Source organism: Streptomyces sp. NPDC047017 (genome assembly GCF_040644175.1).
In the GTDB taxonomy this organism is placed as follows: Bacteria; Actinomycetota; Actinomycetes; order Streptomycetales; family Streptomycetaceae; genus Streptomyces.
Genome location: NZ_JBEYVW010000001.1, coordinates 373,950 through 398,717, shown reverse-complemented (window position 1 = coordinate 398,717; position 24,768 = coordinate 373,950). Strand labels below are relative to the sequence as shown.

Annotated in this window: 24 protein-coding genes and 1 riboswitch; of the genes, 6 read left to right on the top strand and 18 right to left on the bottom strand. The window is 74.2% G+C overall.

All coding sequences use genetic code 11. The features are described from left to right. The 4 genes from ABZ858_RS01955 to ABZ858_RS01940 form a co-directional block, all read right to left on the bottom strand. Entirely contained in the window at positions 1 to 1,029 is a 1,029-nt protein-coding gene (locus ABZ858_RS01955; RefSeq protein WP_361371149.1) for a 6-phosphofructokinase, read from the bottom strand. Positions 1,030 to 1,198: 169 nt separating this feature from the next. Next, positions 1,199 to 1,855: a response regulator transcription factor gene (locus tag ABZ858_RS01950; RefSeq protein WP_361371146.1), complete on the bottom strand. Its 657-nt coding sequence runs from the start codon at positions 1,853 to 1,855 to the stop codon at positions 1,199 to 1,201. A gap of 152 nt (positions 1,856 to 2,007) precedes the next feature. Beyond that, positions 2,008 to 3,333 (bottom strand): DUF5931 domain-containing protein, encoded by a 1,326-nt coding sequence (locus tag ABZ858_RS01945; protein ID WP_361371143.1) that lies wholly within the window; start codon positions 3,331 to 3,333, stop codon positions 2,008 to 2,010. Positions 3,334 to 3,370: 37 nt separating this feature from the next. Continuing rightward, the gene (locus ABZ858_RS01940; protein WP_361371931.1) at positions 3,371 to 4,165 is read right to left on the bottom strand and encodes a lysophospholipid acyltransferase family protein; all 795 of its coding nucleotides are present in this window, start codon (positions 4,163 to 4,165) and stop codon (positions 3,371 to 3,373) included. A gap of 196 nt (positions 4,166 to 4,361) precedes the next feature. Between ABZ858_RS01940 and ABZ858_RS01935 the strand changes: the two genes are divergently transcribed. Both ABZ858_RS01935 and ABZ858_RS01930 read left to right on the top strand, forming a co-directional pair. Continuing rightward, positions 4,362 to 5,141, top strand: coding sequence for an alpha/beta fold hydrolase (locus ABZ858_RS01935; RefSeq protein WP_361371140.1), 780 nt, complete (start codon positions 4,362 to 4,364; stop codon positions 5,139 to 5,141). A gap of 310 nt (positions 5,142 to 5,451) precedes the next feature. Next, a complete protein-coding gene (locus ABZ858_RS01930; protein WP_361371928.1) occupies positions 5,452 to 6,045 on the top strand; it encodes a hypothetical protein in 594 nt (197 codons plus the stop codon). 31 nt (positions 6,046 to 6,076) lie between these two features. Here the strand turns inward: ABZ858_RS01930 and ABZ858_RS01925 are convergent, their stop codons facing one another. From ABZ858_RS01925 to ABZ858_RS01900, 6 genes are all read right to left on the bottom strand, one after another. Beyond that, the gene (locus ABZ858_RS01925) at positions 6,077 to 6,823 is read right to left on the bottom strand and encodes an endonuclease/exonuclease/phosphatase family protein (RefSeq protein ID WP_361371137.1); all 747 of its coding nucleotides are present in this window, start codon (positions 6,821 to 6,823) and stop codon (positions 6,077 to 6,079) included. A 130-nt stretch (positions 6,824 to 6,953) separates the two neighbouring features. Next, complete coding sequence (locus ABZ858_RS01920; RefSeq protein ID WP_361371134.1) at positions 6,954 to 7,907, bottom strand: ROK family glucokinase; 954 nt, start codon at positions 7,905 to 7,907, stop codon at positions 6,954 to 6,956. Positions 7,908 to 8,020: 113 nt separating this feature from the next. Further along, entirely contained in the window at positions 8,021 to 8,563 is a 543-nt protein-coding gene (locus tag ABZ858_RS01915; RefSeq protein ID WP_361371131.1) for a DUF5304 domain-containing protein, read from the bottom strand. Between the two features lie 57 nt (positions 8,564 to 8,620). Next, positions 8,621 to 9,793, bottom strand: a complete 1,173-nt coding sequence (locus ABZ858_RS01910; RefSeq protein WP_361371128.1) for an ArsA-related P-loop ATPase — start codon at positions 9,791 to 9,793, stop codon at positions 8,621 to 8,623. A 30-nt stretch (positions 9,794 to 9,823) separates the two neighbouring features. Next, positions 9,824 to 10,267, bottom strand: coding sequence for an SRPBCC family protein (locus ABZ858_RS01905; RefSeq protein ID WP_361371125.1), 444 nt, complete (start codon positions 10,265 to 10,267; stop codon positions 9,824 to 9,826). Positions 10,268 to 10,431: 164 nt separating this feature from the next. Beyond that, positions 10,432 to 11,187 carry a metallophosphoesterase gene (locus ABZ858_RS01900; protein WP_361371926.1) on the bottom strand — a complete coding sequence of 252 codons (756 nt, stop codon included), beginning with the start codon at positions 11,185 to 11,187 and terminating at the stop codon, positions 10,432 to 10,434. 342 nt (positions 11,188 to 11,529) lie between these two features. Here ABZ858_RS01900 and ABZ858_RS01895 point away from each other — a divergent pair, with 342 nt between their 5' ends. Next, positions 11,530 to 13,326: an AMP-dependent synthetase/ligase gene (locus tag ABZ858_RS01895; RefSeq protein ID WP_361371122.1), complete on the top strand. Its 1,797-nt coding sequence runs from the start codon at positions 11,530 to 11,532 to the stop codon at positions 13,324 to 13,326. 18 nt (positions 13,327 to 13,344) lie between these two features. On the opposite strand, the gene ABZ858_RS01890 is transcribed toward ABZ858_RS01895, so the two are convergent. Beyond that, entirely contained in the window at positions 13,345 to 14,487 is a 1,143-nt protein-coding gene (locus ABZ858_RS01890) for a glycosyltransferase family 4 protein (protein ID WP_361371119.1), read from the bottom strand. 459 nt (positions 14,488 to 14,946) lie between these two features. Here ABZ858_RS01890 and ABZ858_RS01885 point away from each other — a divergent pair, with 459 nt between their 5' ends. Continuing rightward, complete coding sequence (locus ABZ858_RS01885; protein WP_361371116.1) at positions 14,947 to 15,294, top strand: hypothetical protein; 348 nt, start codon at positions 14,947 to 14,949, stop codon at positions 15,292 to 15,294. Here ABZ858_RS01885 and ABZ858_RS01880 read toward each other — a convergent pair. The 5 genes from ABZ858_RS01880 to ABZ858_RS01860 all read right to left on the bottom strand — a co-directional run bounded on the left by ABZ858_RS01880 (position 15,251) and on the right by ABZ858_RS01860 (position 20,693). Beyond that, a complete protein-coding gene (locus ABZ858_RS01880) occupies positions 15,251 to 16,459 on the bottom strand; it encodes a hypothetical protein (RefSeq protein ID WP_361371113.1) in 1,209 nt (402 codons plus the stop codon). The genes ABZ858_RS01885 and ABZ858_RS01880 overlap by 44 nt on opposite strands. A gap of 43 nt (positions 16,460 to 16,502) precedes the next feature. Further along, positions 16,503 to 17,528 (bottom strand): NlpC/P60 family protein, encoded by a 1,026-nt coding sequence (locus ABZ858_RS01875; RefSeq protein WP_361371110.1) that lies wholly within the window; start codon positions 17,526 to 17,528, stop codon positions 16,503 to 16,505. 218 nt (positions 17,529 to 17,746) lie between these two features. Then, on the bottom strand, positions 17,747 to 18,781 hold the full coding sequence (locus ABZ858_RS01870; RefSeq protein ID WP_361371107.1) for an NlpC/P60 family protein: 1,035 nt from the start codon (positions 18,779 to 18,781) through the stop codon (positions 17,747 to 17,749). 263 nt (positions 18,782 to 19,044) lie between these two features. Beyond that, positions 19,045 to 20,394: an NYN domain-containing protein gene (locus ABZ858_RS01865; protein WP_361371104.1), complete on the bottom strand. Its 1,350-nt coding sequence runs from the start codon at positions 20,392 to 20,394 to the stop codon at positions 19,045 to 19,047. Positions 20,395 to 20,453: 59 nt separating this feature from the next. Beyond that, positions 20,454 to 20,693, bottom strand: coding sequence for a hypothetical protein (locus tag ABZ858_RS01860; RefSeq protein ID WP_361371101.1), 240 nt, complete (start codon positions 20,691 to 20,693; stop codon positions 20,454 to 20,456). Between the two features lie 170 nt (positions 20,694 to 20,863). Here ABZ858_RS01860 and ABZ858_RS01855 point away from each other — a divergent pair, with 170 nt between their 5' ends. Both ABZ858_RS01855 and ABZ858_RS01850 read left to right on the top strand, forming a co-directional pair. Beyond that, positions 20,864 to 21,631, top strand: coding sequence for a rhomboid family intramembrane serine protease (locus ABZ858_RS01855; protein WP_361371098.1), 768 nt, complete (start codon positions 20,864 to 20,866; stop codon positions 21,629 to 21,631). Next, the gene (locus ABZ858_RS01850; RefSeq protein ID WP_361371094.1) at positions 21,628 to 21,909 is read left to right on the top strand and encodes an Lrp/AsnC ligand binding domain-containing protein; all 282 of its coding nucleotides are present in this window, start codon (positions 21,628 to 21,630) and stop codon (positions 21,907 to 21,909) included. Before ABZ858_RS01855 ends, ABZ858_RS01850 begins: the two co-directional genes overlap by 4 nt. 36 nt (positions 21,910 to 21,945) lie before the next feature. On the opposite strand, the gene ABZ858_RS01845 is transcribed toward ABZ858_RS01850, so the two are convergent. Next, positions 21,946 to 23,307 (bottom strand): aminotransferase class V-fold PLP-dependent enzyme, encoded by a 1,362-nt coding sequence (locus ABZ858_RS01845; protein WP_361371091.1) that lies wholly within the window; start codon positions 23,305 to 23,307, stop codon positions 21,946 to 21,948. Positions 23,308 to 23,470: 163 nt separating this feature from the next. Further along, a riboswitch (SAM riboswitch) is annotated at positions 23,471 to 23,587 on the bottom strand. Positions 23,588 to 23,674: 87 nt separating this feature from the next. After that, entirely contained in the window at positions 23,675 to 24,739 is a 1,065-nt protein-coding gene (trpD, locus tag ABZ858_RS01840) for an anthranilate phosphoribosyltransferase (protein WP_361371088.1), read from the bottom strand. Between the last annotated feature and the right edge of the window lie 29 nt (positions 24,740 to 24,768).

Genomic DNA, 24,768 nt, shown 5'->3' with positions numbered 1-24,768 from the left:
TCAGCCGAAGAAGACCCCCGCCTCCTCGTACAGCTCCGGGTCCACCGTCTTCAGCCTGGCGGTGGCCTCGGAGATCGGGACGCGGACGATGTCGGTGCCGCGCAGGGCGACCATCGTGCCGAAGTCGCCGTCGCGGACGCACTCGATGGCGTGCAGCCCGAAGCGGGTGGCCAGCCAGCGGTCGAAGGCGCTGGGCGTGCCGCCGCGCTGGATGTGCCCGAGGACGGTGGTGCGCGCCTCCTTGCCGGTGCGCCGCTCGATCTCCTTGGCCAGCCACTCGCCGACCCCGGACAGCCGTACGTGCCCGAAGGAGTCCAGCGACTCGTCCTTGAGGACCATCTGGCCGTCCTTGGGCATGGCGCCCTCGGCGACGACCACGATCGGGGCGTAGGACGCCTTGAAGCGGGAGGTGATCCAGGCGCAGACCTCGTCGAGGTCGAAGCGCTGCTCGGGGATGAGGATGACGTTGGCGCCGCCGGCCAGGCCGGAGTGCAGGGCGATCCAGCCGGCGTGCCGGCCCATCACCTCGCAGACCAGGACCCGCATGTGGGACTCGGCGGTGGTGTGCAGGCGGTCGATGGCCTCGGTGGCGATGGAGACGGCGGTGTCGAAGCCGAAGGTGTAGTCGGTGGCGGACAGGTCGTTGTCGATGGTCTTGGGCACCCCGACGCAGGGCACGCCGTACTCGTCGCTGAGCCGGGCCGCCACGCCGAGGGTGTCCTCGCCGCCGATCGCGATCAGCGCCTCGACCTCCTGCTTGGCGAGGTTGTCCTTGATACGGCGGATGCCGTTCTCCTGCTTGAGGGGATTGGTGCGCGAGGAGCCGAGGATGGTGCCGCCGCGGGGCAGGATGCCGCGCACCGCGGGGATGTCGAGGCGGACGGTGTCGTTCTCCAGGGGGCCGCGCCAGCCGTCCCGGAAGCCGACGAAGTCGTAGCCGTACTCCTGGACGCCCTTGCGGACGACACCCCGGATGACGGCGTTGAGCCCGGGGCAGTCGCCGCCTCCGGTCAGTACTCCGACGCGCATGGAAATGTCCCTTCGCCACGGTTGCCTGGTGAAGGTCACGCTAAGGGTGACGCACGTCACTCCGGCACCGCCGGGACGGTCAATTCCGGTGAAATGTCCGGTAGTTGATCACGGCAAATCCACTCGGAAGAGTGGCGATATCCGGTATGCCGGTTGACGCGTCAGTCGGTCATCCGCCGTCCAGGCCGCGCTCGATGGCGTACCGGACCAGCTCCACCCGGTTGTGCAACTGGAGTTTGCCGAGGGTGTTCTGCACATGGTTCTGGACCGTGCGGTGCGAGATGACCAGGCGTTCGGCGATCTGCTTGTAGCTCAGTCCCTTGGCGACCAGGCGCAGCACCTCGGTCTCGCGGTCGGTGAGCCGGGGCGCCCGCGGCTCGCCGTCGGCCACGGCGCCGCCGGCGGGGGCGGGTTCGGCGGCGAGCCGCCGGTACTCGCCGAGGACCAGTCCGGCCAGGCCCGGGGTGAACACCGGGTCGCCCGCGGCGGTGCGGCGCACGGCGTCCAGCAACTCCTCCGTCGAGGCCGACTTCAGCAGATAGCCGGTCGCGCCCGACTTCACCGCCTCCAGCACGTCGGCGTGCTCGCCGCTCGCGGAGAGCACCAGCACCCGCAACGCCGGGTCGGCCGCGACGAGTTCCTTGCAGACCTGGACGCCGGGCTTGGCGGGCAGGTTGAGGTCCAGTACGAGCACGTCGGGCGCGGCCGCCCTGGCGCGGCGCACCGCCTGCTCGCCGTCGCCCGCGGTGGCGACCACCTCGAAGCCGGACTCGGCGAGGTCCCGGGCGACGGCGTCCCGCCACATCGGGTGGTCGTCGACCACCATGACCCTGATCGGCGGCGGCGCCGCTTCCCTCTCTTGGGCTCCTTGGGCTCCTTGGGGTCCTTCGGGTCCTTGGGCTCCTTGGGCTCCTTGGGGTCCCTGCTGTCCCTGTTGTCCCTGCTGTCCGTGGTGGTCCTGCCGGTCCTGTGCCGGTGTCATCGGCTCTCCGTCCTCCCCCGGGCCCGCGCCGCGCCCCGGGCGCCGTGGGCCTTGCCCGTGTGCTTCGGTGCCTTCAGTTCGACCTCGGTGCCCTGGCCGGGCACCGAGAACAGTTCGGCGGTGCCGCCGACGTCGCGCAGCCGGCCCCGGATCGACTGGGCCACGCCGAGCCGGCCCTCGCCCTCGGCCTGGGCGAGCCGCCCCTCCGGGATGCCGGGTCCCTCGTCGCGCACCGTCACCAGCACCGCGTCCGGCTCGTCCTCCACCAGGATCCAGGCCCGCGCGTCCTCCCCGGCGTGCCGGCGGACGTTGTCCAGCGCGGCCCCGACGGCCGCGGCCACCTCACGGGCCACGGCGGACGGCAGCGGCACCGGGGCGCCGGGCTCGGCGAGGCTGACCCGGGAGCCGGCGTGCGGGGCGAGCAGCGCGCGCAGGTCGACGGGTTCCGCGCCGGTCCCCTCGCCGCGCCGCCCGTGCGCGCCGCGTTCGCCGCCGCATCCGCCGCGTTCGCCGTGTTCATCGTGTTCGCCGTGCTCCTCGACCGCCCGGACCACCGCCCCGTCGGCCGCGTCGGCCGAGACCCGGGAGACGGGCACCAGTCCGCCGGAGACCAGGGTGCGCAGCGCCACCTCCTGCTCGCCGGCCAGCCGGCCCAGCTCCGCCGCCTCCCCGCCGATGACCGCGCCGCGCCGCTGCACCATGGCCAGCACCTGGAGCACGCTGTCGTGGATGTCCCGGGCCAGCCGCTCCCGCTCCCGGGTCGCGGCCTCGATCTCCAGGGCGCGGGCGAGGGTGCGTTCGGAGGCGCGGGCGACCTCGACCACGTAGCCGATGGCGAGGGAGGCGACCCAGACGAGCATCACGTTGTGCACGGTGTCGCGGGCCGGGGTGCCGCGCTCGACCAGATTGGCGGCGGCGACCGCGGTGGAGGCGACGGCGGCCCAGCGCCAGCCGCCCTTGAGGGCGAAGGCGAGGACGGATCCGGCGGTCCATATCGACGGCAGCGTCGGGCCGCCCTGCGCGATCCGGGTGTGCGCGTCGGCGACCGGCGTGAGCAGGATGCCGCCCGCCGCCAGCGCGAGGTCGGCGACGAGGAAGCGCTTGGTGCAGCTTGCCGCGTTCGCCACCCGGGGCAGGGTGGCCGGGGTCCAGACGAACAGCACGCAGTAGTACGCGATGGCGACCCCGGGGTGCGGGAAGCGGTCGTAGGCGGTGGCGAACAGGCCGACCGCGTAGAACATCGTCAGCACCCGGTAGCCGGCGAGCGCGCGCCACAGCGGCAGCTCGACCGACATCCGCATGACACGCTCGCGCCTGGCCATGTCGTCCCCCCTGTGCTCCCCCGGTACCGCGGCTCGCCTACTCCGCGGGCGTCTCCTTGCCCCCGGACGCGTCCTTCTCGGCGGCGGCCTGGGGGGCGGGGGCGGTCTTCGCCGCCTTCTCCGCCTCCTTCTCGGCCTTCTCCGCTTCCTTCTCGGCCTTCGCCGCCTCCGTGAGCTGCCGCTTGGCCGCGGTGGCGTAGATGTCGACGTATTCCTGGCCGGAGAGCTTCATGATCTCGTACATGACCTCGTCGGTCACCGCGCGCAGTACGAAGCGGTCGTGCTCCATGCCCTGGTAGCGGCTGAAGTCCAGCGCCTTGCCGATGCGGATGCCCGGGCGCATCAGCTTGGGGACGACCTTGCCGGGCGGCTGGATCTTCTCCGTGTCGATCATGGCGACCGGGATGACGGGCGCCCCGGTGGCCAGCGCCACCCGCGCCAGGCCCCCCGGCTTGCCGCGGTAGAGGCGGCCGTCGGGTGAGCGGGTGCCCTCGGGATAGATGCCGAACAGCTCGCCGCGCTCCAGTACCTCTATGCCGCTCTTGACCGCCGCCTCGCCCGCGCCGCGCGCGCCGGAGCGGTCCACCGGGAGCTGGCCGACGCCCTTGAAGAACGCGGCGGTCAGCCGGCCCTTGACCCCGGGCGTGGTGAAGTACTCGGCCTTCGCGATGAACGTGACCTTGCGGTCGAGCACCGCGGGCAGGAAGAACGAGTCCGAGAACGACAGGTGGTTGCTGGCCAGGATGGCGGGACCCTCGGCCGGGATGTTCTCCAGTCCCTCCACCCAGGGCCGGAAGGCGAGCTTCAGCGGTCCCCCGATGGCGACCTTCATCGTGCCGTAGAACAACCGACTGCCTCCTGTGTGTGTCGATCAGACCATATCCCGCCCGCGTCGCAGAAGGGGCCGACGGCCCTGGTCGGTGTCGGTGCCGTCGCGTACGGTGAAGTACCCGCGATCGACGCGCCATCCGTCATCGACGGCCAGCTGTCATCGACGTGCCAGCCCACTTCACGAACAGGAGACCGACGTGCCGGTCCTCCCCGGAGCCGAGCCGTTCCGCCACGAGGGCGGCGAGGTCGGCGTCCTCCTCTGCCACGGTTTCACCGGTTCCCCCCAGTCGCTGCGCCCCTGGGCCGCGTACCTGGCCGAGCGCGGCCTGACGGTCTCGCTGCCGCTGCTGCCCGGGCACGGCACCCGCTGGGAGGACATGCAGCTCACCGGCTGGCAGGACTGGTACGCGGAGGTGGACCGCGAGCTGCGCGTGCTGCGCGAGCGGTGCGCGCGGGTCTTCGTGGCCGGGCTGTCCATGGGCGGCGCGCTGGCGCTGCGGCTGGCCGCCAGGCACGGGGACGCGGTCACCGGCGTGGTGGTAGTCAACCCGGCCAACAAGGTGCACGGCCTGTCCGCGTACGCCCTGCCGGTGGCCCGGCATCTGGTGCGCACGACGAAGGGCATCGCCAGCGACATCGCCCTGGAGGGCAGCGCGGAAGTGGGCTACGACCGGGTGCCGCTGCACGCCGCGCACTCGCTCAGGAACTTCCTCCGGCTGGTCGACGGCGAGCTGCCGCAGGTCACGCAGCCGCTGCTGCTGCTGCGCAGCCCGCAGGACCATGTGGTGCCGCCGGCCGACCCGGCGCGCATCCTCGGCCGGGTCTCCTCCGTGGACGTGACCGAGGTGCTGCTGGAACAGAGCTACCACGTCGCGACGTTGGACCATGACGCGGACCGGATCTTCGAGGACAGCTTCTCCTTCATCGGCCGGCTCGCACCCAGTGTCGGCAAGGAAGGGACGGCCGCAGGTGGCTGAGCACGACTCCGACCGCGAGGGCCGGGGCGACCGGGACCCGGCCGAGCCCGTGCAGCCAGGCCAGCCGGTCCAGCCGGTGGAGCCCGGACGGCCCGTGGAGCCCGGACGGCCCGTGGAGCCCGGACGGCCCGTGGAGCCCGTGCAGTCGGCCGATACCGTGCGTTCCTCGGACGCCCGGCAGGCGTCGGACGCCGTACCGCTGTCGGACGCCATGCGGCCGGTGGACCCGGTGAAGCCTCCTGAGCCGGTGAAGCCCGTGGATTCGGTGCAGCCCGTCGAGCCGATGGATTCGGTGAAGCCGGTGGATTCCGTGAAGCCGCAGAAGCCGGGCGACACCCCGGGTGCCGCCGAGGTCGGGGGCGCGCCCCTCGACGAGGCCGCCGCCTGGGCGGCGATCGTCGCCGGGTACGGCGAGGAGCCGCCGGACCCGCCGGGGACGCGCCCCTTCCGCCCCATCGAGGACCTGGCGCTGCCGGAGCCGCCGGACGAGAGCGGCGAGCAGCCCGGCACGGACCCGCCGCCGAAGGACGGGCCCGGGCCGGCGAAGCCGCTGGGCAGCTCGGTGACCTTCGCGCCGGGCCTCGCGGGAGCCGACGCCGGTCCGCGCGACCACACGCTCCGCGAGCCGTCCGACGACGACCCGGACGAGGGCGACGAGGGTCATTTCGTCCCGCCGGAGCCGCCGCCGCTGCCCGAGGCGGACGTGACGGCGAAGTTCGCCTGGCTGGGGGTGCTCGGCGGTCCCGTGCTGCTCCTGCTGGCGGTGCTGCTCGGCTGGCAGATGACCTGGTGGCTGACCACCCTCGGCATCGGCGGCTTCCTAGGCGGCTTCGCCACGCTGGTGGTGCGCATGAATCCGGGGGACGACGAGGACGACGACCCGGGGCGCGGCGCCGTGGTGTGAGCCGGCAGGCCAGGGGCGGCCGCCCGGCGGGTTACGCCGCCGGGACCCGGAGCGCGGCCAGCACCGGAAGGTGATCGGTGGCCGCCCGCAGGTCGCTCTCGCTCACCCCGGGATGGCCGAGCGGCACCCCGCAGCCGAGGACCTCGACGCCGGCGGTGGCGAAGAGGGCGTCGATACGCCGGTGTGGCGCACTCGCCGTCCAGGTGTGCTCGCCGCCCCGGGGAGCGGTGGCCCAGCCGTCCTGGAGCCGGTCGGCCAGGCGGCGGAAGGCCGGGCCCTCGGGCCCCTCGTTGAGGTCGCCGCCCACGACCGCGTGCTCCACGCCCATCCGGGCCAGCCGGTCCAGGAGCAGGCCGCTCTGCCGGTAGCGCTCGTCCTGGTCCAGGGAGAGATGGCAGCCGAGCACCCCGAGCCGGGCGCCGCCGAAGCGGACCACGGCGGTGGCCAGGCCCCGCCGGTGCAGTCCGGGGGTGAGCGGCAGCAGGACGTCCTCGGTGCGCTCGACGGTGGCCCGCAGCGAGCACAGCACGGCCGGTCCGGCGGCCGTGGCGCCGCCGGTGAGGACCACCTGGCCCGACGCCGCCGCCAGCCGCGCCAGCTTCTTGCGCCAGCGGAAGAAGCGGGGCGCCTCCTGGAGGAGGACCAGATCGGGCGCGCAGGCGCCGATCACGCGGGCGAGGGCGTCGGTGTCGTCCCGCATCGAGCGGATGTTGAGGCTCAGGACGCGGACCACGGCGGAACCGTCGGGTTCGGTGCGGGAGTTGGGCAGCTGCTGCATGACGATCAACATACGCCGGGCGGAACCGGGCGCCGCACCCGCCCGCCCCGGCAAGAGGGCCGTACGGCAGCGCCCGCCGGCCCGGACGTACGGACGTCGGGAGGCGGCGGGCGCTCGGGGCTGTGCGGGCTCACATGACCGGGTCGGGCTCCCGGGCCAGGTCGGCCGCGCCCACCAGGCCGGCCTTGTTGCCGAGCTGGGCGGCGAGGACGTCGGCGACCGGGCGCCAGTTGCCGCCGACCAGCCACCGCTTGTAGGACTTGCGGATCGGGTCCAGGACCAGTTCGCCCTCGTCGGAGAGGCCGCCGCCGACGATGAAGGCGGACGGGTCGAAGAGGGAGGCCAGGTCGGCCAGGCCCGCGCCGACCCAGCGGGCCAGCTCGCGGTAGGAGTCGACGGCCACCGGGCAGCCCTGGCGGGCGGCGACCGAGATGTGCTTGCCCTCGATGCCGTCGGGGGTGCCGTCACCGAGGGCGAGCAGCACCTGGGCGTTCTCGGGGGTGGCGTTGGCGCGCTGCTTGGCGTAACGCACGAGGGCGCGCCCGGAGGCGTACTGCTCCCAGCAGCCCTGCGAGCCGCAGCCGCACAGCAGGCCGTCCGGGACCATCCGGATGTGGCCGAACTCGGCGGCCACCCCGAAGTGGCCGCGGCGCAGCTTGTTGCCGATGATGATGCCGCCGCCGAGGCCGGTGCCGAGCGTGATGCAGATGACGTTGCGGTGGCCCTTGCCGGCGCCGAAGCGGTACTCGCCCCAGGCGGCGGCGTTGGCGTCGTTCTCCACGACGACCGGGAGGCCGACGCGGGCCTCGACCTTCTCCTTGAGCGGCTCCTGGCGCCAGTCGATGTTGGGCGCGAAGTAGACCGTGGAGCGCTGCCGGTTCACGTAGCCGGCGGCGCCGATGCCCACACCGGTGATCTCGTGCCCCGCGCGGGCGCCCTCCACCGCCGAGGCGATGGCGTCCACGATGGCCTCGGGTGTGGTGGGGGTCGGCACCTTGAAGGTCGAGAGGATGCTGCCTTCCTCGTCGACCACGCCGGCCGCGATCTTCGTGCCGCCGATGTCGACGCCGATGGTGAGTCCCATGAATCCCTCAGTTCCGGTCGAGCCCCGCTACGGCCAACCGTACCCGAGGCGGTGACCGTCGCCTTCGCCTCGTCCGCCTCCCGGACGGGCCCGGCGCGGGGACGCCCGGGCCGTCAGTCCAGGTCGATGCGCTCGCCGCCGCCGGTGCCCTCGCCGCGGTCGCGGCGCTCGCCGGGCTGCTGCGGGCCGTCCGCCGGGCCGGTCCGGGGATCGGTGGCGCGGTCCGTCCAGCGGCGTTCCTGGGACTCGACGGCCGAGCGGTAGGCGGCGAGCAGTTCGCCGCCGGCCGCGGCGAGGTGGTCGAAGACGTCCGGGTTGCGTTCGACGACCGGTTCCACGGCGGCCCTGGCCTGTTGCACGGCCTGCCGGACCAGCTGCTGGGCGGTGGGTCCGGCGACCGCGCCGAACAGCGGCGACTGGAGCGAGGACAGCTTGTCGGCGACGGTGTCGACGAGCCTGCGCAGTTCCTCGGCGGCCGAGCCCGGGGGCGGCCCGTAGCGGGCGCGGCGCCGGGCCTGCTCGGCCTGGAGGTCCTCGGCGCAGGCGGTGGCCCAGGCGTCGGCGTCGCCGGCTCCCGGTGCGCGGCCGGCGCCGCGCTCCTCGCGAACGGCGTCGTCCCGCGCGGCGTCGTCGGACGGTGGGCGCTCTTCGCTCATGGCGGGCTCCTGACTACGGTTCGTCCTTCCGACGTTACCCGAACGCGGGGCCGCCGTTCACCTCTCGCGCGGCCACAGCGCGGGGTCCGGCGCGAACCGGACGCGCAGCTCGCCCTCGCGCAGCGCGGCCCCGTCGACGGTGCACCGGCGCAGCGCCGAGGGCAGCGGCACGACCCGGCGGAAGCTCCCGGCGGTGAGCGCGAGTTCGTCGCCGCGCCGCACGAGGTCCAGCGACTCGCGGCGGGCGCCCGGCAGCGGGATGTGCCACACCAGGACGCCGTCCTCGGCGAGGCGGTCCACGACCGGCCACTCGGCGCGGGCGGCCGGTGCGGGGGGTGTGCCGGGCAGGCCGAGCGCGGCCAGATCGTCCGGGCCGCGCGGGTCCCGGCCCAGGTGGGCGGCCGGGTGGACGGCGTACGTCTGGTGCCATTCCTCCAGGGTCTTGCGCTGCTGGGCGACCGGGGCCGCGAGCCAGGAGTCCGCGGGGGCCTCGGGCAGGACGCGGGCGGCGACCAGGGACTCGATGGGCAGGCCGCGCACGGCGAGCCCGAGGGCGGCGTCGCGGACGGCGTCGGCGCCGGCCGGGCCGGGCTCGGCGACCAGGCGGACCGCGGTGCCGGGGTCGGCGACGACCGCTTCGACGGCGGCCAGCTCCACGTCCCAGCGGGCGGCCGTCTCGTACAGCCACTCGGCGGGCATGGGGACGCCGGCGAGCCGGCCGAGGACCGGGCGCAGGGCGCGGGCGGCCTGCCGCTCGGGCGGCAGCAGGCGGCGCAGATAGCGGCGCAGCTCGGCGGGGAGGGCGAGCAGGGCGAGGGCCTGCGGGGCGGGCGGCAGGTCGACGACGAGCAGCTCGAAGCGGTCCGAGAGGGCGGCGTCGCGCAGGGCGCGCAGCAGGGCCAGTTCCTCGGCGCCGGGCAGCGGGGTGACCTCCTCGGCGTCCAGGCGGGCGGCGCCGAGCAGGTCCAGGACGCTTCCCGCGCGGTCCTGGAAGGCGACGAGGTCGTCCCGGAAGCCGGCCGCCGCGTCGGGGCGCCAGGCGGTCAGCCGCGGCGCGACCCGTACCGGCTTCGCTCCCGTGGGCTCCCCGAGGGCCGCGCCGAGGGTGTCGGTGCGGTCGGCGCCGAGCAGGAGGGTGGGGACGCCGTCACGGGCGGCGGCCAGTGCGGTGGCGGCGGCGACGGTGGTCCGTCCGCTGCCGCCGGGGCCCGTGATCAGGAGGGTGCGCATAGGGGTGAACGCTACCCGCGCGCGCTGGGGCTACCTCCCGCCGGACTCCACCCGCTTCTTCAGTCCGGCCAGCGCCCGGTCGGTGATGACCTTCTCGGCCTTGCGCTTGATCATGCCGAGCATGGGGATCTTGACGTCCACGGTGAGGCGGTACGTCACCTCGGTGGCGCCCGGGCCGGCCGGCCGGAGCAGGTAGGTGCCGTCCAGGGAGCGCAGCATCTGCGACTTCACCAGGGTCCAGGAGACCTCGTCGTCGCCGGTCCAGGTGTAGGCGAGGGTCTGGTCGTCCTTGATGGCGCCCGCGTCCATGACGAGGCGGACCTGCTCGGCCCGGCCCCGCGCGTCGCTGCTGAGGACCTCGGCCTCCTTGACCTCGCCGGTCCAGTCGGGGTAGCGGGCGAAGTCGGCGATCACCGCCATGACGTCGGCGGGAGCCGCCTCGATCGTGATGCTCGAACTGGTGTGTTCCGCCATCGCCGTGGCTCCTCCAGATGCGGGCCGCAAGTCGGTCGTCGTGCGCACGAGTGTGCAGCGTGAAGGCTACCGTGCAGGCGGGCGGCGGCCCGCACCCACCTGCGCTCCTGGCGGGAAGGGGACGTCGGGCCCGCCTCCCGTCCCCACCTGTCCCGGCCGCGCGCTCACCATTCCAGGGCCCACGGCCTGCCCGTTCCGGCGAAGTGCCCCACGTTGACGCACTCGGTGGCCCCGATCCGCATCCGCCGCACCAGCGGCTGGTGGACGTGGCCGAAGAGGGCGTAGCGGGGGCGGGTGCGGCGGACGGCGTCCAGCAGGGCGCGGCTGCCGCGCTCGAAGCGGCGGGCGACGGTGTCGTAGAGGAGTTCGGGCACGTCCGGCGGGATGTGGGTGCACAGCACGTCGACCTCGCCGACCGCCTCGATCTTCGCCGCGTACTCCTCGTCGCTGATCTCGAAGGGGGTGCGCATGGGGGTGCGCAGGCCGCCGCCGACGAAGCCGAAGACCCGGCCGCCGATCTCCGCCCGCTGCCCGTCGAGCACGGTGGTGCCCGCCGCGGCGTACTCCGGCCACAGGGCCGGCATGTCGACGTTGCCGTAGGTGGCGTACGTCGGGGTGGGGAAGGCGGCGAACAGTTCGGCGTACTGCCGGCGCACCGCCTGCTCCAGGACCGTGGCGCGGTCGCCCTCGACGCCCGCCCACAGCCGGGCGCCCAGCTCGCGGGCCTCCTCGAAACGGCGGGCGGTGCGCAGCTCGACGAGGCGGTCCGCGTTGGCCGTGCCGAACAGGTCGGGGAAGATCCCGCGCGAGTGGTCGGCGTAGTCGAGGAAGAGGATCAGGTCGCCCAGGCAGATCAGGGCGTCCGCGCCCTCGCCGGCCCGGGCCAGGTCACGGACGTTGCCGTGCACGTCGCTGACCACGTGGACGCGGGTCCTGCCGTCACCGGCCGCTGTGGATGCCATGACCGGCAGCGTACTGGTGAACACGGGCGGGCCGATTCCTGGTTACTGGCCAGTCATTCAGCGGGTCGACTACTGTGCGCGAAGAATGACCCGTCGTGTGACGCAGCGAACATCTCGTCGGGCCCCCCTGTCGAAGAAGCCATACCGGCGGGTAACGTCCGGGCAGTCCAGTCGTGCTCAGGATCACGCCACCGGGCCGAAAAGGCCCCCGGTGACGTCCTGGGCACCCGACCGAGCCTTGGACCGCACCGTCGCATCACACAACGTCGTGGCGCCGGCGCCCTATGAGGAGCAGCAGTCTTGCGCGAGTTCAGCCTTCCGGCTTTGTACGAGGTCCCTGCGGACGGCAATCTGACCGACATCATCCGCAGAAACGCCGCGCAGCATCCCGAGGTCGCCGTGATCGCCCGCAAGACGGACGGCGCCTGGCGGGACGTCAGCGCCCGGGACTTCCTCGCCGAGGTGCACACCGCCGCCAAGGGCCTGATCGCCTCCGGCATCCAGCCCGGCGACCGGGTGGGCCTGATGTCGCGCACCCGTTACGAGTGGACGCTGCTCGACTTCGCCATCTGGAGCGCGGGCGGCGTCACCGTGCCGGTGTACGAGACCAGCTCGGCCGAGCAGGTCCAGTGGATCCTCGGCGACTCGGGCGCGACCGCCTGCCTGGTGGAGACGGACGCGCACGCCGCCGCCGTGGAGTCGGTGCGCCAGACGCTGCCCGCGCTGAAGAACGTCTGGCAGATCGAGGCCGGCGGGGTCGCGGAGCTGGGCCGGGCCGGAGGGGGCGTCAGCGACGCGACCGTCGAGGAGCGCGGTTCGCTGGCGAAGGCCGACGACGCGGCGACCATCGTCTACACCAGCGGCACCACGGGCCGCCCCAAGGGCTGTGTGCTCTCCCACCGCAGCTTCTTCGCCGAGTGCGGCAACGTGGTGGAGCGGCTGCGTCCGCTGTTCCGCACCGGCGAGTGCTCGGTACTGCTCTTCCTGCCCCTCGCGCACGTCTTCGGCCGGCTGGTGCAGATCGCCCCGATGATGGCGCCGATCAAGCTGGGCTGCGTCCCGGACATCAAGAACCTCACCGACGAGCTGGCCGCGTTCCGCCCCACGCTGATACTGGGCGTGCCGCGCGTCTTCGAGAAGGTCTACAACGCGGCGCGCGCCAAGGCGCAGGCGGACGGCAAGGGGAAGATCTTCGACAGGGCGGCCGACACGGCGATCGCCTACAGCAGGGCCCTCGACACCGCCTCGGGCCCCTCGCTCGGCCTGCGGGTCAAGCACAAGGTGTTCGACAAGCTGGTCTACAGCAAGCTGCGCGCGGTGCTCGGCGGGCGCGGCGAGTACGCCATCTCCGGCGGCGCCCCGCTCGGCGAGCGCCTCGGCCACTTCTTCCGCGGCATCGGCTTCAGGGTCCTGGAGGGCTACGGCCTGACCGAGTCCTGCGCGGCGACCGCGTTCAACCCGTGGGACCGGCAGAAGATCGGCACGGTCGGGCAGCCGCTGCCCGGCTCGGTGATCCGCATCGCGGACGACGGCGAGGTGCTGCTGCACGGCGAGCACCTGTTCAAGGAGTACTGGAACAACCCGGGCGCGACGGCCGAGGCGCTGGCCGACGGCTGGTTCCACACCGGTGACATCGGCACCCTCGACGAGGACGGCTATCTGCGGATCACCGGCCGCAAGAAGGAGATCATCGTCACCGCGGGCGGCAAGAACGTGGCCCCGGCCGTGATCGAGGACCGCATCCGCGCGCACGCGCTGGTCGCCGAGTGCATGGTGGTGGGCGACGGGCGGCCGTTCGTGGCCGCGCTGGTCACCCTGGACGAGGAGTTCCTGGGCCGCTGGTGCGCCGAGCACGGCAAGCCGGCCGGTTCCACGGCGGCGGCGCTGCGCGAGGACCCGGAGCTGCTCGCGGAGATCCAGTCGGCGGTGGACGACGGCAACGCGGCGGTCTCCAAGGCGGAGTCGGTGCGCAAGTTCCGTGTCCTGTCCGCCCAGTTCACCGAGGAGTCGGGCCACCTCACCCCGTCCCTCAAGCTCAAGCGGAACGTGGTGGCGAAGGACTACGCGGACGAGATCGAGGCGCTCTACGCGAAGTAGCGGCGCCCGGGCCGCGGCCTACAGGAGCTTTTCGAGCCGCTCCGCGAGCAGGTCCCACCGCCACTTCTCCTCCACCCACCCGCGCCCCCGCTCCCCCATGCGGCGGCGCAGCTCCGCGTCGCGCAGCAGGGTGACGATCCGGTCGGCGGCCTCCTCGGGGACACCGCCGCGCACCACCCAGCCGGTCTCGCCGTCGAGCACGGCGTCGGGCGCGCCGCCGGAGTCCCCGGCGACCACGGGCAGCCCGGTCGCGGACGCCTCCAGGTAGACGATGCCCAGACCCTCCACGTCCAGGCCGCCGCGCCGGGTGCGGCAGGGCATGGCGAAGACGTCGCCTGCGCCGTAGTGCGCGGGCAGCTCGGACCAGGGCACCGCGCCGGTGAACCGCACCGAGCCGGCCACCCCCGTCTCCGCCGCCAGCCGGCGCAGGTCCCTCTCGTACGGCCCGCCGCCGACGATCAGCAGCACGGTGTCCGGCTCGGCGGCCAGGATCGCGGGCATCGCCCGGATCAGGGTGTCCTGGCCCTTGCGCCTCACCAGCCGGGAGACGCACACGACCACGGGCCGGTCGGTGAGCCCGAGCCGGGCCCGCACCCGCTCCCCGCCGGAGCCGGGGTGGAAGGTCTTCTCGTCCACGCCGGGCGGCAGCTGCACCATCCGCGCGGCGGCCTCGGGGGTGAGCGCGCCGGCGATCCGGGAGCGGGTGTACTCGCCGAGGTAGGTGATGGTGTCCGTGGACTGCCCGATACGGCGCAACAGCGCGCGGGCGGCGGGCAGTTGGGCCCAGCCGGCCTCGTGCCCGTGGGTGGTGGCCACCAGCCGCTCGGCGCCCGCCCGGCGCAGCGCGGGCGCCATCAGGCCGAGCGGGGCCGCCGCCCCGAACCACACCGAGGTGCAGCCGTGTTCGCGCAGCAGGGCGACCGCCCGCCGGGTCGCGTCCGGGGTGGGCAGCAGCATCGTCGTACGGGCGCGGACCACGGGGAAGGGCTGCCCGGCGTCGAAGGCGGCGGTGGCCTCGACGCCCTCCCGGCTCCGCTTCCAGGTGGAGGCGTGCACGACCAGCCGCCCGGGGTCCAGGCGCAGCGCCATGTTGTGCAGGAACGCCTGGATGCCGCCCGGGCGGGGCGGGAAGTCGTTGGTGACGATGAGGGTCTTGTGCATCGCCGCCGACCCTATCCAATCGCCCACCGGGCCCCGTACGGCCGCCCTCACGTGGCCCGCGCCCGACCCGCGGCCCACCGTGGAAGTCCAGGGACCAGAGGGCAAGGGACGCGGGACCGCGAGCGGGCGACGGGGCCGAGGTGGGCGAGGCGGGCGTGGGACGGCGGCTCAGGGCGGGGCGGTGGCGTGCGGCAGGGCGGTGGCGCACGGCGACGCCGCTCGCCGTCCGGACGGCCACCCGGGCCCCGCTGGTGCTCTGCGCGCTCGCCCTCCACGCGGCCCGGCGCCTGGGCCGGCCCGGCGAGGTGCGGTTCCGCTACGGCTCGAAGGAGTTCGCCGGCCCGTACACCGGCGCGGCCGGCCTGGCCGCGCAGGCGCTGGCCGCGCAGGCGCTGACCGCGGCGGCTGCGGGCGCGGGATCTGGCGCCGCGCACGGTCGCCGACGCCGCGTTCACGGCGGTGGCGCTGTGCACGGTCACCAGCCGGGTGATCAGCCCGCGGTATCCGGTGTGGCTGGTCACCCCGGCGGCCGTCCGCCGGTGCCTGCGGGGCAGCCCGACGCGGGCGGCGCCCGCCCTGGTGCTCGCGGCGGCGGCCGGGGCGGTGCTGGTGTTCCCGGTGTGCCTCGCGGACGCCGTGCTGAGCGGCCCGCTCGGCCTCGCCCCGCTGTCCACCCGCGACGGGCTGCCGGCCGCCGCCGCGGTGAGCGCGGCCCGGGCGCTGCGGCGCGCCACGCTCCCGCGCGCGGCGGCCGCCGAGCCGCTCAGCCCAGCTGCGCCCGCAGGTACTCCCGCCACTGCGCGGTGAACCGCGCCAGGGTCGTGCCCAGGACCTTCGCGAGCGCGTCCTCGACCGCGCCGGGCCGCTCCCGGTGGGTGCCGACGGCCCGGTAGAAGTCGTCAAGGCGGTGCTCGTCCCAGTGCGCCGCGATCATCCGGCAGGCCATCCAGCCGCCCTCGTACGCCTGCGCGAGGCGGGTGGCGTCGCCGGCGAAGCCGAAGTCCCGGTCCGCGGGCAGCGCGGTGGGCACCTGCCCGGCGTCCACGGCCCGCTGGAGTTCCGGCGCGGCCTGGTCCGGGCTGCGCCCGGAACCCCGGTAGCCGACCCAGTCGGCGTATCCCTCGGACAGCCACAGCGGGGTGGCCCGGCCGGTGTGGGCGCGGGTGGCGACATGGGTGGTCTCGTGGGTGAGGACGACCTGCCTGCCGAGCGTGCCGAGCATGCCGTACGCGTCCGGGTTGACGACGATCCGGTCGGCGGGGGCCCGGCTGGTGCCGCCCGGGGCGCCGGCGCCGCCCGTCTCGCCGGTGGTGACGGCGGCGATCCCCCGGTAGTCGGCGGCGGGCGAGCCGAGCAGGGCGGCCATGCCGTCCAGGGAGGCGGGCACCAGCACGACGATCCGGCGGCTCCAGTCCGTGCCCCAGGCGTCCGAGACCGCGGGCACCGCGTGGTCGGCCAGCGCCGCGTACCCGCGCAGCGCCCCGCCGCCCTGCCCGACACCGAGGACGATCCCGCTGTGCCCGCGCACCACGGTCACCGGGCCCTGGTCCCACAGCTGCTGCGCGGACGCGGCCGCGGGCCGCTCGGAGTCGACGTACCACGTCCCGCCGGCGGTGGTGGACAGGGTCAGGGTGCGGTCGGCGGTGACGGGGGCCGTGTCGTAGCCGCTGATCCGGTAGCGCAGTTCGGCCTCGGCGGTGGCCCGGCCGCCGCCCAGGCGCAGCGCGGTCACCCGGTACGACCAGGCGGCCAGCGGGAGAGACTTGAGGTTCGTGTACGGCGTCCGGACGCCGGTGACCGCGTAGGCCGCCGGGTCGTGGCGCAGGACCGCCGCCGCGCGGGCGTCCAGCACCCGCTGCACCTGGCCGCGCGCGGTGTCGGCGGCGGACGGGCCGGCGCAGCCCGTCAGCGACGCGAGCAGCAGGCACACCGCCACCGCCGAGGAACCCGACCCGCGCCTTCGACCAGCCATTCGCCGATCGTACGGCCGTCTCACGGGGGACGCCGGACCGCCCTCAGACCCGGGTGACCGAGGAGACGGGCAGCATGTCCACCCGGTCGTAGCGCACGGGCGCGCCCGGGTAAGGGGCGTGGATGACCCGCCCGTTGCCCGCGTACATCGCCACATGGCTGGCGTCGGAGCGGTAGACGACGAGGTCGCCGGGGCGGGCCTGGGACAGCGGGATGCGCCGGCCCGCGTACCGCTGCTCCTGCGAGGTGCGCGGCAGCTGCACCCCGGCCTGTGCGTACGACCACTGCATCAGGCCCGAACAGTCGAACGCCGAGGGGCCGTTGGCGCCCCAGACGTAGGGGCGGCCCAGCGCGCTGCGGGCGGCGGCGAGGGCGGCGGCGGCGCGCGCGGAGGCGGCCGGACCGTCGTCGGGGCCGGGCAGCAGGTCGTCGCGGCCGGAGCGGGAGGCACGGCCGTAGGCGTCGCGCTCGGACGGCGTCAGGGAGTTGAGCAGCTGCCGGGCCCGGGCGAGTTTCTGCTCGACGGTGTGCTTGTGGGCGGCGACGGCCGTGCGGCTCTTCTCCAGCGCGGCCAGCGCGCGGGTGGCCTCGGCGCGCTCCTGGGCGAGGGCCCGCAGCGCCTGCTCCAGGTCCCTGAGTTCGCCGGCCTGGCCGGCGCCGATCCGGTCGAGCATGGCCGCCCGGTCGAGGTACTCGGCCGGGTCGCGGGAGAAGAGCAGCGCGAGGGACGGGTCGAGGCCGCCCTCGCGGTACTGGGCGCCGGCCACCGAGGCCAGCGATTCCCGCAGGTCGTTGACGCTCTGCTGGCGCCGGGCGACCCGGTCCTGCGTGTCGCGCACCTGGCGGCGCAGTGACCCGGCCCGCTCGTCGGCCCGGTCGTAGGCCTCGGTGGCCTGCTCGGCCTCCTGGTAGAGGCGGTCCACCTGAGTCCGGGTGGTGTCGTCGTGCGGCGCGGCGACGGCCGGCGCGGCCGGGAGGGCGCCGAGGGCGGCCGTGGCGGACAGCAGGCAGAAGGCGGCGCCGGCACCCCGGTCGAACCCGGACGGTGCAAGGCGGCGATGGGACCCCACGGGAAGCCGAACTCCCTCCACTGGCCAATACGGACTGCCTCCCCGCAGGTGGGGGAAACGCGGCAGACAGTAGCCCCGTGACGCGGCGGCGGCCAAAGACCCGGGCGGGCGTACGACACGGCGCCCCGCCTCCGACACAGGTCAGGGGCGGGGCGCGGGGTCAGCACAGGTTGATGCGATTCGCCCGTTCGGGCGGCATGAACGCGGTGACGGCTGGGTCAGATGCGCACGCCGAACTGGAACGGCATGTTGCCGATCGCCTCGTAGCGCACGTTGGCCCCGGTGTGCGGGGCGTGCAGCACCATGCCGTTGCCCGCGTAGAGGCCGATGTGGTGCAGGTCGCCGTAGAAGAGCACCAGGTCGCCGACCTGGAGCTGGCTCTGCGAGTAGATCCGCTGGCCGGCGTTGGCCTGGGCCTCGGAGGTGCGCGGGATGGTGACGCCGGCCTGCGCGTACGCCCAGGAGGTCAGGCCCGAGCAGTCGAAGGAGGACGGGCCGGAGGCGCCGTAGACGTACGGGCTGCCTATCTTGCCCTGGGCGGCGGCGAAGGCGGCGCCGGCCCGGCCGGTGCCCGGGGTGATCTTGCCGATCTCGGTGCGGTCGGTGCCGCGCGTGGCGCGGCCCTGGTCGGCGGCCTCCAGGGCCGCCTTCTCGGCCGCGGTCAGGGAGTTGAGCAGCTTCTGCGCCTCGGCGAGCTTGCCCTGGACTTCCTTCTTCTTGTTGCCCAGCTCGGTGCGGGTGGCGGCGAGATCCTTGAGCTTCGCGGACGCCTCGGCGCGCTCCTGGGCCAGTTCGCGCTGCTTGTCCTGGATCTTCTTGAGCGCGTCGACCTGCTGGCCGCTGACCTGGTCGAGCGTGGAGGCCTTGTCCAGGTAGTCGTCCGGGTTCGAGGAGAGGAACAGCTGCAGGGAGGGGTCGATACCGCCGGTGCGGTACTGGCCCGCCGCCATCGAACCGATGCCGTCGCGCAGCTTGTTGAGGTCCTGCTGACCGCGCGCGACGTTGTCCTGGATGGTGGAGATGTCCTTCTGGAGCTGGTCCTGCTTCTCCTTGGCCCCGTTGTACTTCTCGGTGGCCTGCTCCGCCTCTTCGTAGAGCTTGTCGACCTTGGACTTGACCTCGTCCTTGCTCGGCTTCTCACTCGGCGCCGCGTTGGCGGCCTGCGCGCTGATGGCGACGGCGGCGGCGGCCGCGGTGGTCAGCACGGTGACGCGTGCACGACTCGGCTGTTTGGGTCGACGATGGGACGCCACGGAAGCGAGCTCCTTCTTGTGAGTGACCACCCGCTCGGAGGTTCGAAGCCAGACCCTAGTGACCTCATCGTGATGAATTCAAATCCTCACAGTAAAAAATGCCGTCACCCCCTGCATTCTTTGCACTCAACTCACCGGAAGTAAGTCCGGATTGACACTGGGTCGCGCCGTGGGCCCGCCAATTCCGGCAATGAGCCCGTACGTTGCGAATAGCGGCGCCAAGCGGCTGATGCCCGTTTCGTCCCGGGACGGGCGCGGGCGGCTCAGCCGCGCGTCAGCCGCTTCAGCAGCATCACCGACGCCACCGGGCGCGCGCCCGCCCGGGCGATCCCGTCGGCCACCTCGCGGTCGGTGGAGGCCACGATGACCGGCCGGCCCGGCGGCTCGGCGCGCACCAGCTGGCGGATCAACTCGTCCGCGGTGACGCCCGGCTTGGAGAACAGCACCCGCACCCCGCGCGGCGGCGCGAGCAGCACCGGCGCGGCCAGTTCGGCGCCGTCGAAGACACAGGTGACCTCGGCGCCGGTCTGCGCGGCGAGCTGGGAGAGCTGCCCGAGCAGCCGCAGGCGCTGCTTCTCCAGCGGCATCTGGGGATAGCCGGTCTTGGTGACGTTGTAGCCGTCGACGACCAGATGGGCCTGCGGCAGCGCCAGCAACTGGTCGAGGACCGCCGGGTCGTGCTCGGACAGCGCGCGGGCGGCGATGTCCTTCGGGGTCATCCGGCCCGGCTCCACCGCGTCCACGGTCTCGGCGGGCCGCACGGACACCGGCGGCAGCGCCAGTTCGCGCCGCAGCCCCTGCGCCGCGTCCAGCACGGTGTCGAGCAGCAGCCGCACCCGCATGTCCTCGACGCTGCGGCCCTCGCGGGCCGCCTTGCGGGTGGCCTCCAGGGCCGCCTCCGCCTCGCCCAGGCGGGTCTTGAGCCGCCGGTTCTCGCTCTCGGCGGCCGACACCTGCACCTGGCCCTCGGCGCGCAGCGCCTCCGTCTCGCCCCGCGCCTTGCGCAGCGCCGCCTCGCCGCGCTTGACGTCGCTGAGCGCGGCACGCAGCTTGCGGTGCAGCGACTCGGCCTCCTTGCGGGCCGCCTCCGCCTCGGCGCGCAGCCCCTCGGTCTCGGCGCGGATCTGCTCGCGGGCCGCGGCGAGCTGCCCGCGCAGCCGCTCCAGCTCGGCCCGGCTCTCCTCGTCGGCGCGCTCGGCGTGCGCGCGCTGGGCCTCCTCGCCGGCGGCGGTCACCAGCTTCACCCAGCCGCCCGGCCGCAGCACATAGGCGGCGGCGGCCACGTCGAGCGGGTCCGCGGCCGGGGGCGGCGCGCCGGAGTCGAGGGCGCCGCACAGCTCCGGCTGCGCCTCCTTGAACTTCTCCGCGATCCGCTGCCGGAACAGCGTGTCGCTCTCCAGCGCCGCCGCCATCGCGTTGCCGGCGAACTTCGCCCGGCGGCTCGGCGTGAACCGGGCGTACTGCCGAAGCTGCGCGGGCAGCTCGCCGACCGTCAGCCGGCCGAAGGCGTCGGCCACGATCTGCACGACCCGGCGGCGCACGCCGTCGGGCAGCGGACGGTCCAGCACCTCAGCGGCGCCGTCGCCCGGCTCCCCGCCTTGTGTCTGCGCCATCCGTCACCCCAATGCCTCACGGGACCCCCACGGGGTCGCCTGTGCGGGGCCCGCTCCGCTCAGGAGCCGGCGCCCGGCCTGTCCACGAGTTCCACCTTGTCCACCGCGTTGCACCAGCGGCAGCGCACCGATTCGATGGTCTCACCGACCACCTCGCGCTCCTCGACGGTCGGCTCCCCGGCCAGGTCGAGGTGGACGTACTCGACGACCTTCGAGGAGCGGGTCACGTCGAAGCGGGTGAGGTTGCCGCAGAGGGTGCAGCGCCATCGCGTCGTGGCGGTCGGCAGGGGAACCGTCATCGTGGCTGTTCACTTTCCTTCTGGTCTGCGTGACGCGCCGGCTGCCCCGGGGCACCGGCACGGGGGCGTCGGCACGTAACCCTACGGCCTGGGAGCCCCTCGCCGCCCGGGTGTCCACGACGGCGAGGCGGTCCGCACGGATGCGTCCCGTTACGCCATGCTCTGTACACATGATCAGCTACAGGAACGCGGTGGCCGTCCGGACGGCCAGGGCCCTGCGGGCGGTACGGACCGCGCCGGCCCCCGTGACGGGCGCCCTGATCGTCCTGTGCTGCCTGGTCTTCGCGGCCGGCCCCGCCTCGGGGCTGAACCCGGCCTACGGCACCGGGGAGGCGCTGGCGGCCGCCCAGCGGGTCTACTTCCGCCGCTGGGGCGTGATCCCCGCCGACCTGTTCTCCGGTTCCGCGCGGGCCGCCCTGACCCCGGCGACGGCCCTGTTCGTGCACGGCGGCTGGGTGCACCTGCTCGGCAACATGCTCTTCCTGTACGTCTTCGGCGCGATGACCGAGCAGCGCATGGGCCGGGTGCGGTTCACGCTGTTCTACCTCGGCTGCGGCTACCTCGCCCTGCTGGGCTACGCCGCCGCGCACGCCGGCTCGGGGCAGACCCTGGTGGGCGCCTCGGGGGCGATCTCGGCGGTCCTCGGCGCCCTGCTGTACCTGTTCCCGCGGGCCCGGGTGACCAGCCTGCTGCCGTTCCTGTTCTTCCTGCCGCTGCGCCTGCCGGCCTGGGTGGTGCTGCCCTTCTGGGCGGCCCTGCAGTGGCTGGCGGCGGGCCAAGCCGCTCAGGGCCCGGGCGTGGCGTACCTGGCGCACGTCATCGGCTTCGCCCTCGGGTTCGCCGTGGCCTGGGTGCGGTACGGGGGCAGGGCCCGCCGGGCAGGCCCTAGAGTGAAGGCCAGCCCCGCTCCGGCCCCCGAGGGAGAGAACCAGCCGTGATCACCGCGATCGTCCTCATCAAGACCAGCGTGGACCGGATCCCCGAGATCGCCGAGCGGATCGCCTCGCTGGAGAGCGTGAGCGAGGTCTTCTCCGTGACCGGGACGTACGACCTGATCGCGATGGTGCGGGTGGCGCGGCACGAGGACCTGGCGGAGGTCATCCCGGGGCGGATCAGCAAGATCCCCGGCGTCGAGGCCACCGACACGCACGTGGCGTTCCGGACGTACTCCCAGCACGACCTGGAGGCGGCGTTCGCGATCGGCCTGGACTCCTGACCGGCGACCCGCCGCCTCCCCGCGCTCCGGGCGCGCTCACACCGCCGGGACGCAGCGGCCGTCCTCCGTGCGGTACTGCCACCGGGCGCCGTCGCTGACCAGTTCCCGCACCGCCGTCACGAAGCGCTCGACGTGCTCGTCGGGCGTGCCGGCGCCGAAGCTGACCCGGATGGCGTTCAGGGACTTCTCGCCGGGCGCGGCCTCGGGGGCGCCGCACTCGCCCTGGGTCTGCGGGTCGCTGCCGAGCAGGGTGCGCACCAGCGGGTGGGCGCAGAACAGGCCGTCGCGGACGCCGATGCCGTACTCGGCGGAGAGCGCCGCGGCGAAGTGCGAGCTGTTCCAGCCCTCGACGACGAACGAGATCACGCCGACCCGCGGCGCGTCGTCCCCGAACAGGGAGAGGATCTTCACCTGCGGGACCTCGGCCAGTCCCGCCCGGACCCGGTCGATCAGGTCCTGCTCACGGGCGACCAGGGTGTCGAAGCCGGCCTCGGTGAGCGCCTTGCAGGCGGAGGCGATGGAGTAGGCGCCGATGACGTTGGGGGAACCGGCCTCGTGGCGGGCGGCGCTCTCGTGCCACTCCACGTCCACTCCCCCGTCGGTGCGCCGGCTCACCCGGCGGCTCGCGCCGCCGCCCGCGAGGTAGGGCTCGGCCTCGCGGAGCCAGTCGGCGCGGCCGGCCAGCACACCGGAGCCGAACGGGGCGTACAGCTTGTGCCCGGAGAAGGCGACCCAGTCGACGTCGAGGTCCTGGACCGACACCGGGTGGTGCGGGGCGAGCTGGGCGGCGTCCAGGACGATCCGGGCGCCGTGCGCGTGGGCGGCGGCGGCCAGTTCCCGCACCGGCCACAGCTCGCCGGTGACGTTGGAGGCGCCGGTGACGCAGACCAGGGCGGGACCGTGCGGCTCGCGGCCGGCCAGGGCCCGCTCCAGGGTGGCCACGGCCTGCTCCGGGGTGCGCGGGGCGTTGAGGTACGTCACCTGCGCGTCCCGCCAGGGCAGCAGCGAGGCGTGGTGCTCGGTCTCGAACACGAACACCCGGCAGTCGGCCGGGATCGCCCGGGCCAGCAGGTTGAGGGAGTCGGTGGTGGACCGGGTGAACACCACCTGGTCGTCCGCGCGGCAGTCCAGGAACTCGGCGACGGTGCGGCGGGCGTTCTCGAACAGGTCGGTGGAGAGCTGGGAGAGGTAGCCGGCCCCGCGGTGCACGCTGCCGTAGTAGGGCGCGTACGCGGCCACGTCGTCCCAGACCCGCTGGAGGGCGGGGGCGCTGGCGGCGTAGTCGAGGGCGGCGTAGGCGACCTCGCCCCCGGTCACCAGCGGCACGGTGACGTCCCGGCCGAGGACGGGCAGCGGGGAGCGGACGGACCGGTCGGCGGCAGCGGTGGAGACGGACATGGTGAACTCCCGTGAAGGCAGGCGGAATCCCCACGCGAGCCGGCACGGCTCAAGCGTGGAGGGAGAAAGAGAAAGGGTGCGGAGGCGGGGCTCGGCGGCCCTAGCGCATTCGCTTGCTCACGGAAGGCTCCCTCGTACGACCAGGACCCCTGGTGATGCGAGGGGTCCGCGCTTGCCGTAGACCTCGCTGCCTACGGCCTGGTCTTCACCCGGGGCACCCCGCCACGGACGGAGGGTTGCCGGACAGCCGGCCGGGGCCACATGGCTGTCACTCATGACCTGGTTCCACATCCTGCCACACGATCTTCCCGGCGCAAGGCGCAGTCCGGATCGTGGACTGCGCCCCGCGTCACACCGGGACCCCGGCTCAGGCGTTGCTGGCGGCCACCCAGCGCTCCAGGGTGCGGCGGGCGGCGCCGGAGTCGATGGACTCGGCCGCCTGCGCCATGGCGGTCCGGATCTGCTCCGCCAGCGTCCCCGGGCCCGGCCGCAGGGCTACCAGGGCCGCCGCCGAGTTCAGCAGCACGGCGTCCCGTACGGGGCCCGTCTCGCCGTCGAGCAGCCGGCGGGCGACCTCCGCGTTGTACGAGGCGTCGGCGCCGCGCAGGGCCTCCACCGGCACCAGCGGCAGGCCGACGTCGCGCGGGTCGAACGCCTCCTCGGTGACCGTGCCGTCCCGGACCACCCACACCCGCGACGTCGCCGTGGTGGTCAGCTCGTCCAGGCCGTCGTCGCCCCGGAAGACCAGGGAGGAGTTGCCGCGTTCGGCGAAGACGCCCGCCACGATCGGCGCCTCGTGCGCGACCGCGACCCCGACCGCCTGGGAGCGCACCTTCGCCGGGTTGGTCAGCGGGCCGAGCAGGTTGAACACCGTACGGATGCCCAGCTGGCCGCGGGCGGCGCCGACATGGCGCAGGGCCGGGTGGAACTTGACCGCGAAGCAGAAGGTGATGCCGGCCTCCTCGGCGACCTCCACCACCCGGCGCGGGGACAGGTCGAGGTTGACGCCCAGCTTCTCCAGCACGTCGGAGGCGCCGGAGGCGGAGGACGCGGCCCGGTTGCCGTGCTTGACGACCTTCGCGCCGGTGCCGGCCACCACGATCGAGGACATGGTGGAGATGTTCACCGTCTTGGCGCCGTCGCCGCCGGTGCCGACGATGTCGACGGTGGCGCCGGGCACCTGGATCACGTTGGCGTGCTCGTACATCGTGCGCACCAGGCCGGTGATCTCCTGGACCGTGGCGCCCTTGGCCCGCAGGGCCACCGCGAACCCGGCGATCTGGGCGTCGGTCGCCTCGCCGCCCATGATCCGGTCCATGGCCCACGCGGTGTCGTCGGCGGCCAGGTCGCGGCCCGCCAGCAGACCGTTCAGCAGCGCGGGCCAGGAACGGCCCGCCGCGGTGTCGCCTCCAGCGGGGGTCACAGCGCTCATAAGCCGCTCCTGGGTCGGTGTCCCGGACA

Coding starts and splice junctions, on each gene's coding strand:
- trpD (WP_361371088.1), bottom strand. CDS start 24,739: ATGAGCGCTGTGACCCCCGCTGGAGGCGACACCGCGGCGGGCCGTTCC.
- ABZ858_RS01915 (WP_361371131.1), bottom strand. CDS start 8,563: ATGAGCGAAGAGCGCCCACCGTCCGACGACGCCGCGCGGGACGACGCC.
- ABZ858_RS01855 (WP_361371098.1), top strand. CDS start 20,864: ATGATCAGCTACAGGAACGCGGTGGCCGTCCGGACGGCCAGGGCCCTG.
- ABZ858_RS01905 (WP_361371125.1), bottom strand. CDS start 10,267: ATGGCGGAACACACCAGTTCGAGCATCACGATCGAGGCGGCTCCCGCC.
- ABZ858_RS01880 (WP_361371113.1), bottom strand. CDS start 16,459: ATGGCTGGTCGAAGGCGCGGGTCGGGTTCCTCGGCGGTGGCGGTGTGC.
- ABZ858_RS01940 (WP_361371931.1), bottom strand. CDS start 4,165: ATGAAGGTCGCCATCGGGGGACCGCTGAAGCTCGCCTTCCGGCCCTGG.
- ABZ858_RS01945 (WP_361371143.1), bottom strand. CDS start 3,333: ATGGCCAGGCGCGAGCGTGTCATGCGGATGTCGGTCGAGCTGCCGCTG.
- ABZ858_RS01925 (WP_361371137.1), bottom strand. CDS start 6,823: ATGCAGCAGCTGCCCAACTCCCGCACCGAACCCGACGGTTCCGCCGTG.
- ABZ858_RS01865 (WP_361371104.1), bottom strand. CDS start 20,394: ATGGCGCAGACACAAGGCGGGGAGCCGGGCGACGGCGCCGCTGAGGTG.
- ABZ858_RS01890 (WP_361371119.1), bottom strand. CDS start 14,487: ATGCACAAGACCCTCATCGTCACCAACGACTTCCCGCCCCGCCCGGGC.
- ABZ858_RS01920 (WP_361371134.1), bottom strand. CDS start 7,907: ATGGGACTCACCATCGGCGTCGACATCGGCGGCACGAAGATCGCGGCC.
- ABZ858_RS01950 (WP_361371146.1), bottom strand. CDS start 1,855: ATGGTGGTCGACGACCACCCGATGTGGCGGGACGCCGTCGCCCGGGAC.
- ABZ858_RS01845 (WP_361371091.1), bottom strand. CDS start 23,307: ATGTCCGTCTCCACCGCTGCCGCCGACCGGTCCGTCCGCTCCCCGCTG.
- ABZ858_RS01860 (WP_361371101.1), bottom strand. CDS start 20,693: ATGACGGTTCCCCTGCCGACCGCCACGACGCGATGGCGCTGCACCCTC.
- ABZ858_RS01955 (WP_361371149.1), bottom strand. CDS start 1,029: ATGCGCGTCGGAGTACTGACCGGAGGCGGCGACTGCCCCGGGCTCAAC.
- ABZ858_RS01910 (WP_361371128.1), bottom strand. CDS start 9,793: ATGCGCACCCTCCTGATCACGGGCCCCGGCGGCAGCGGACGGACCACC.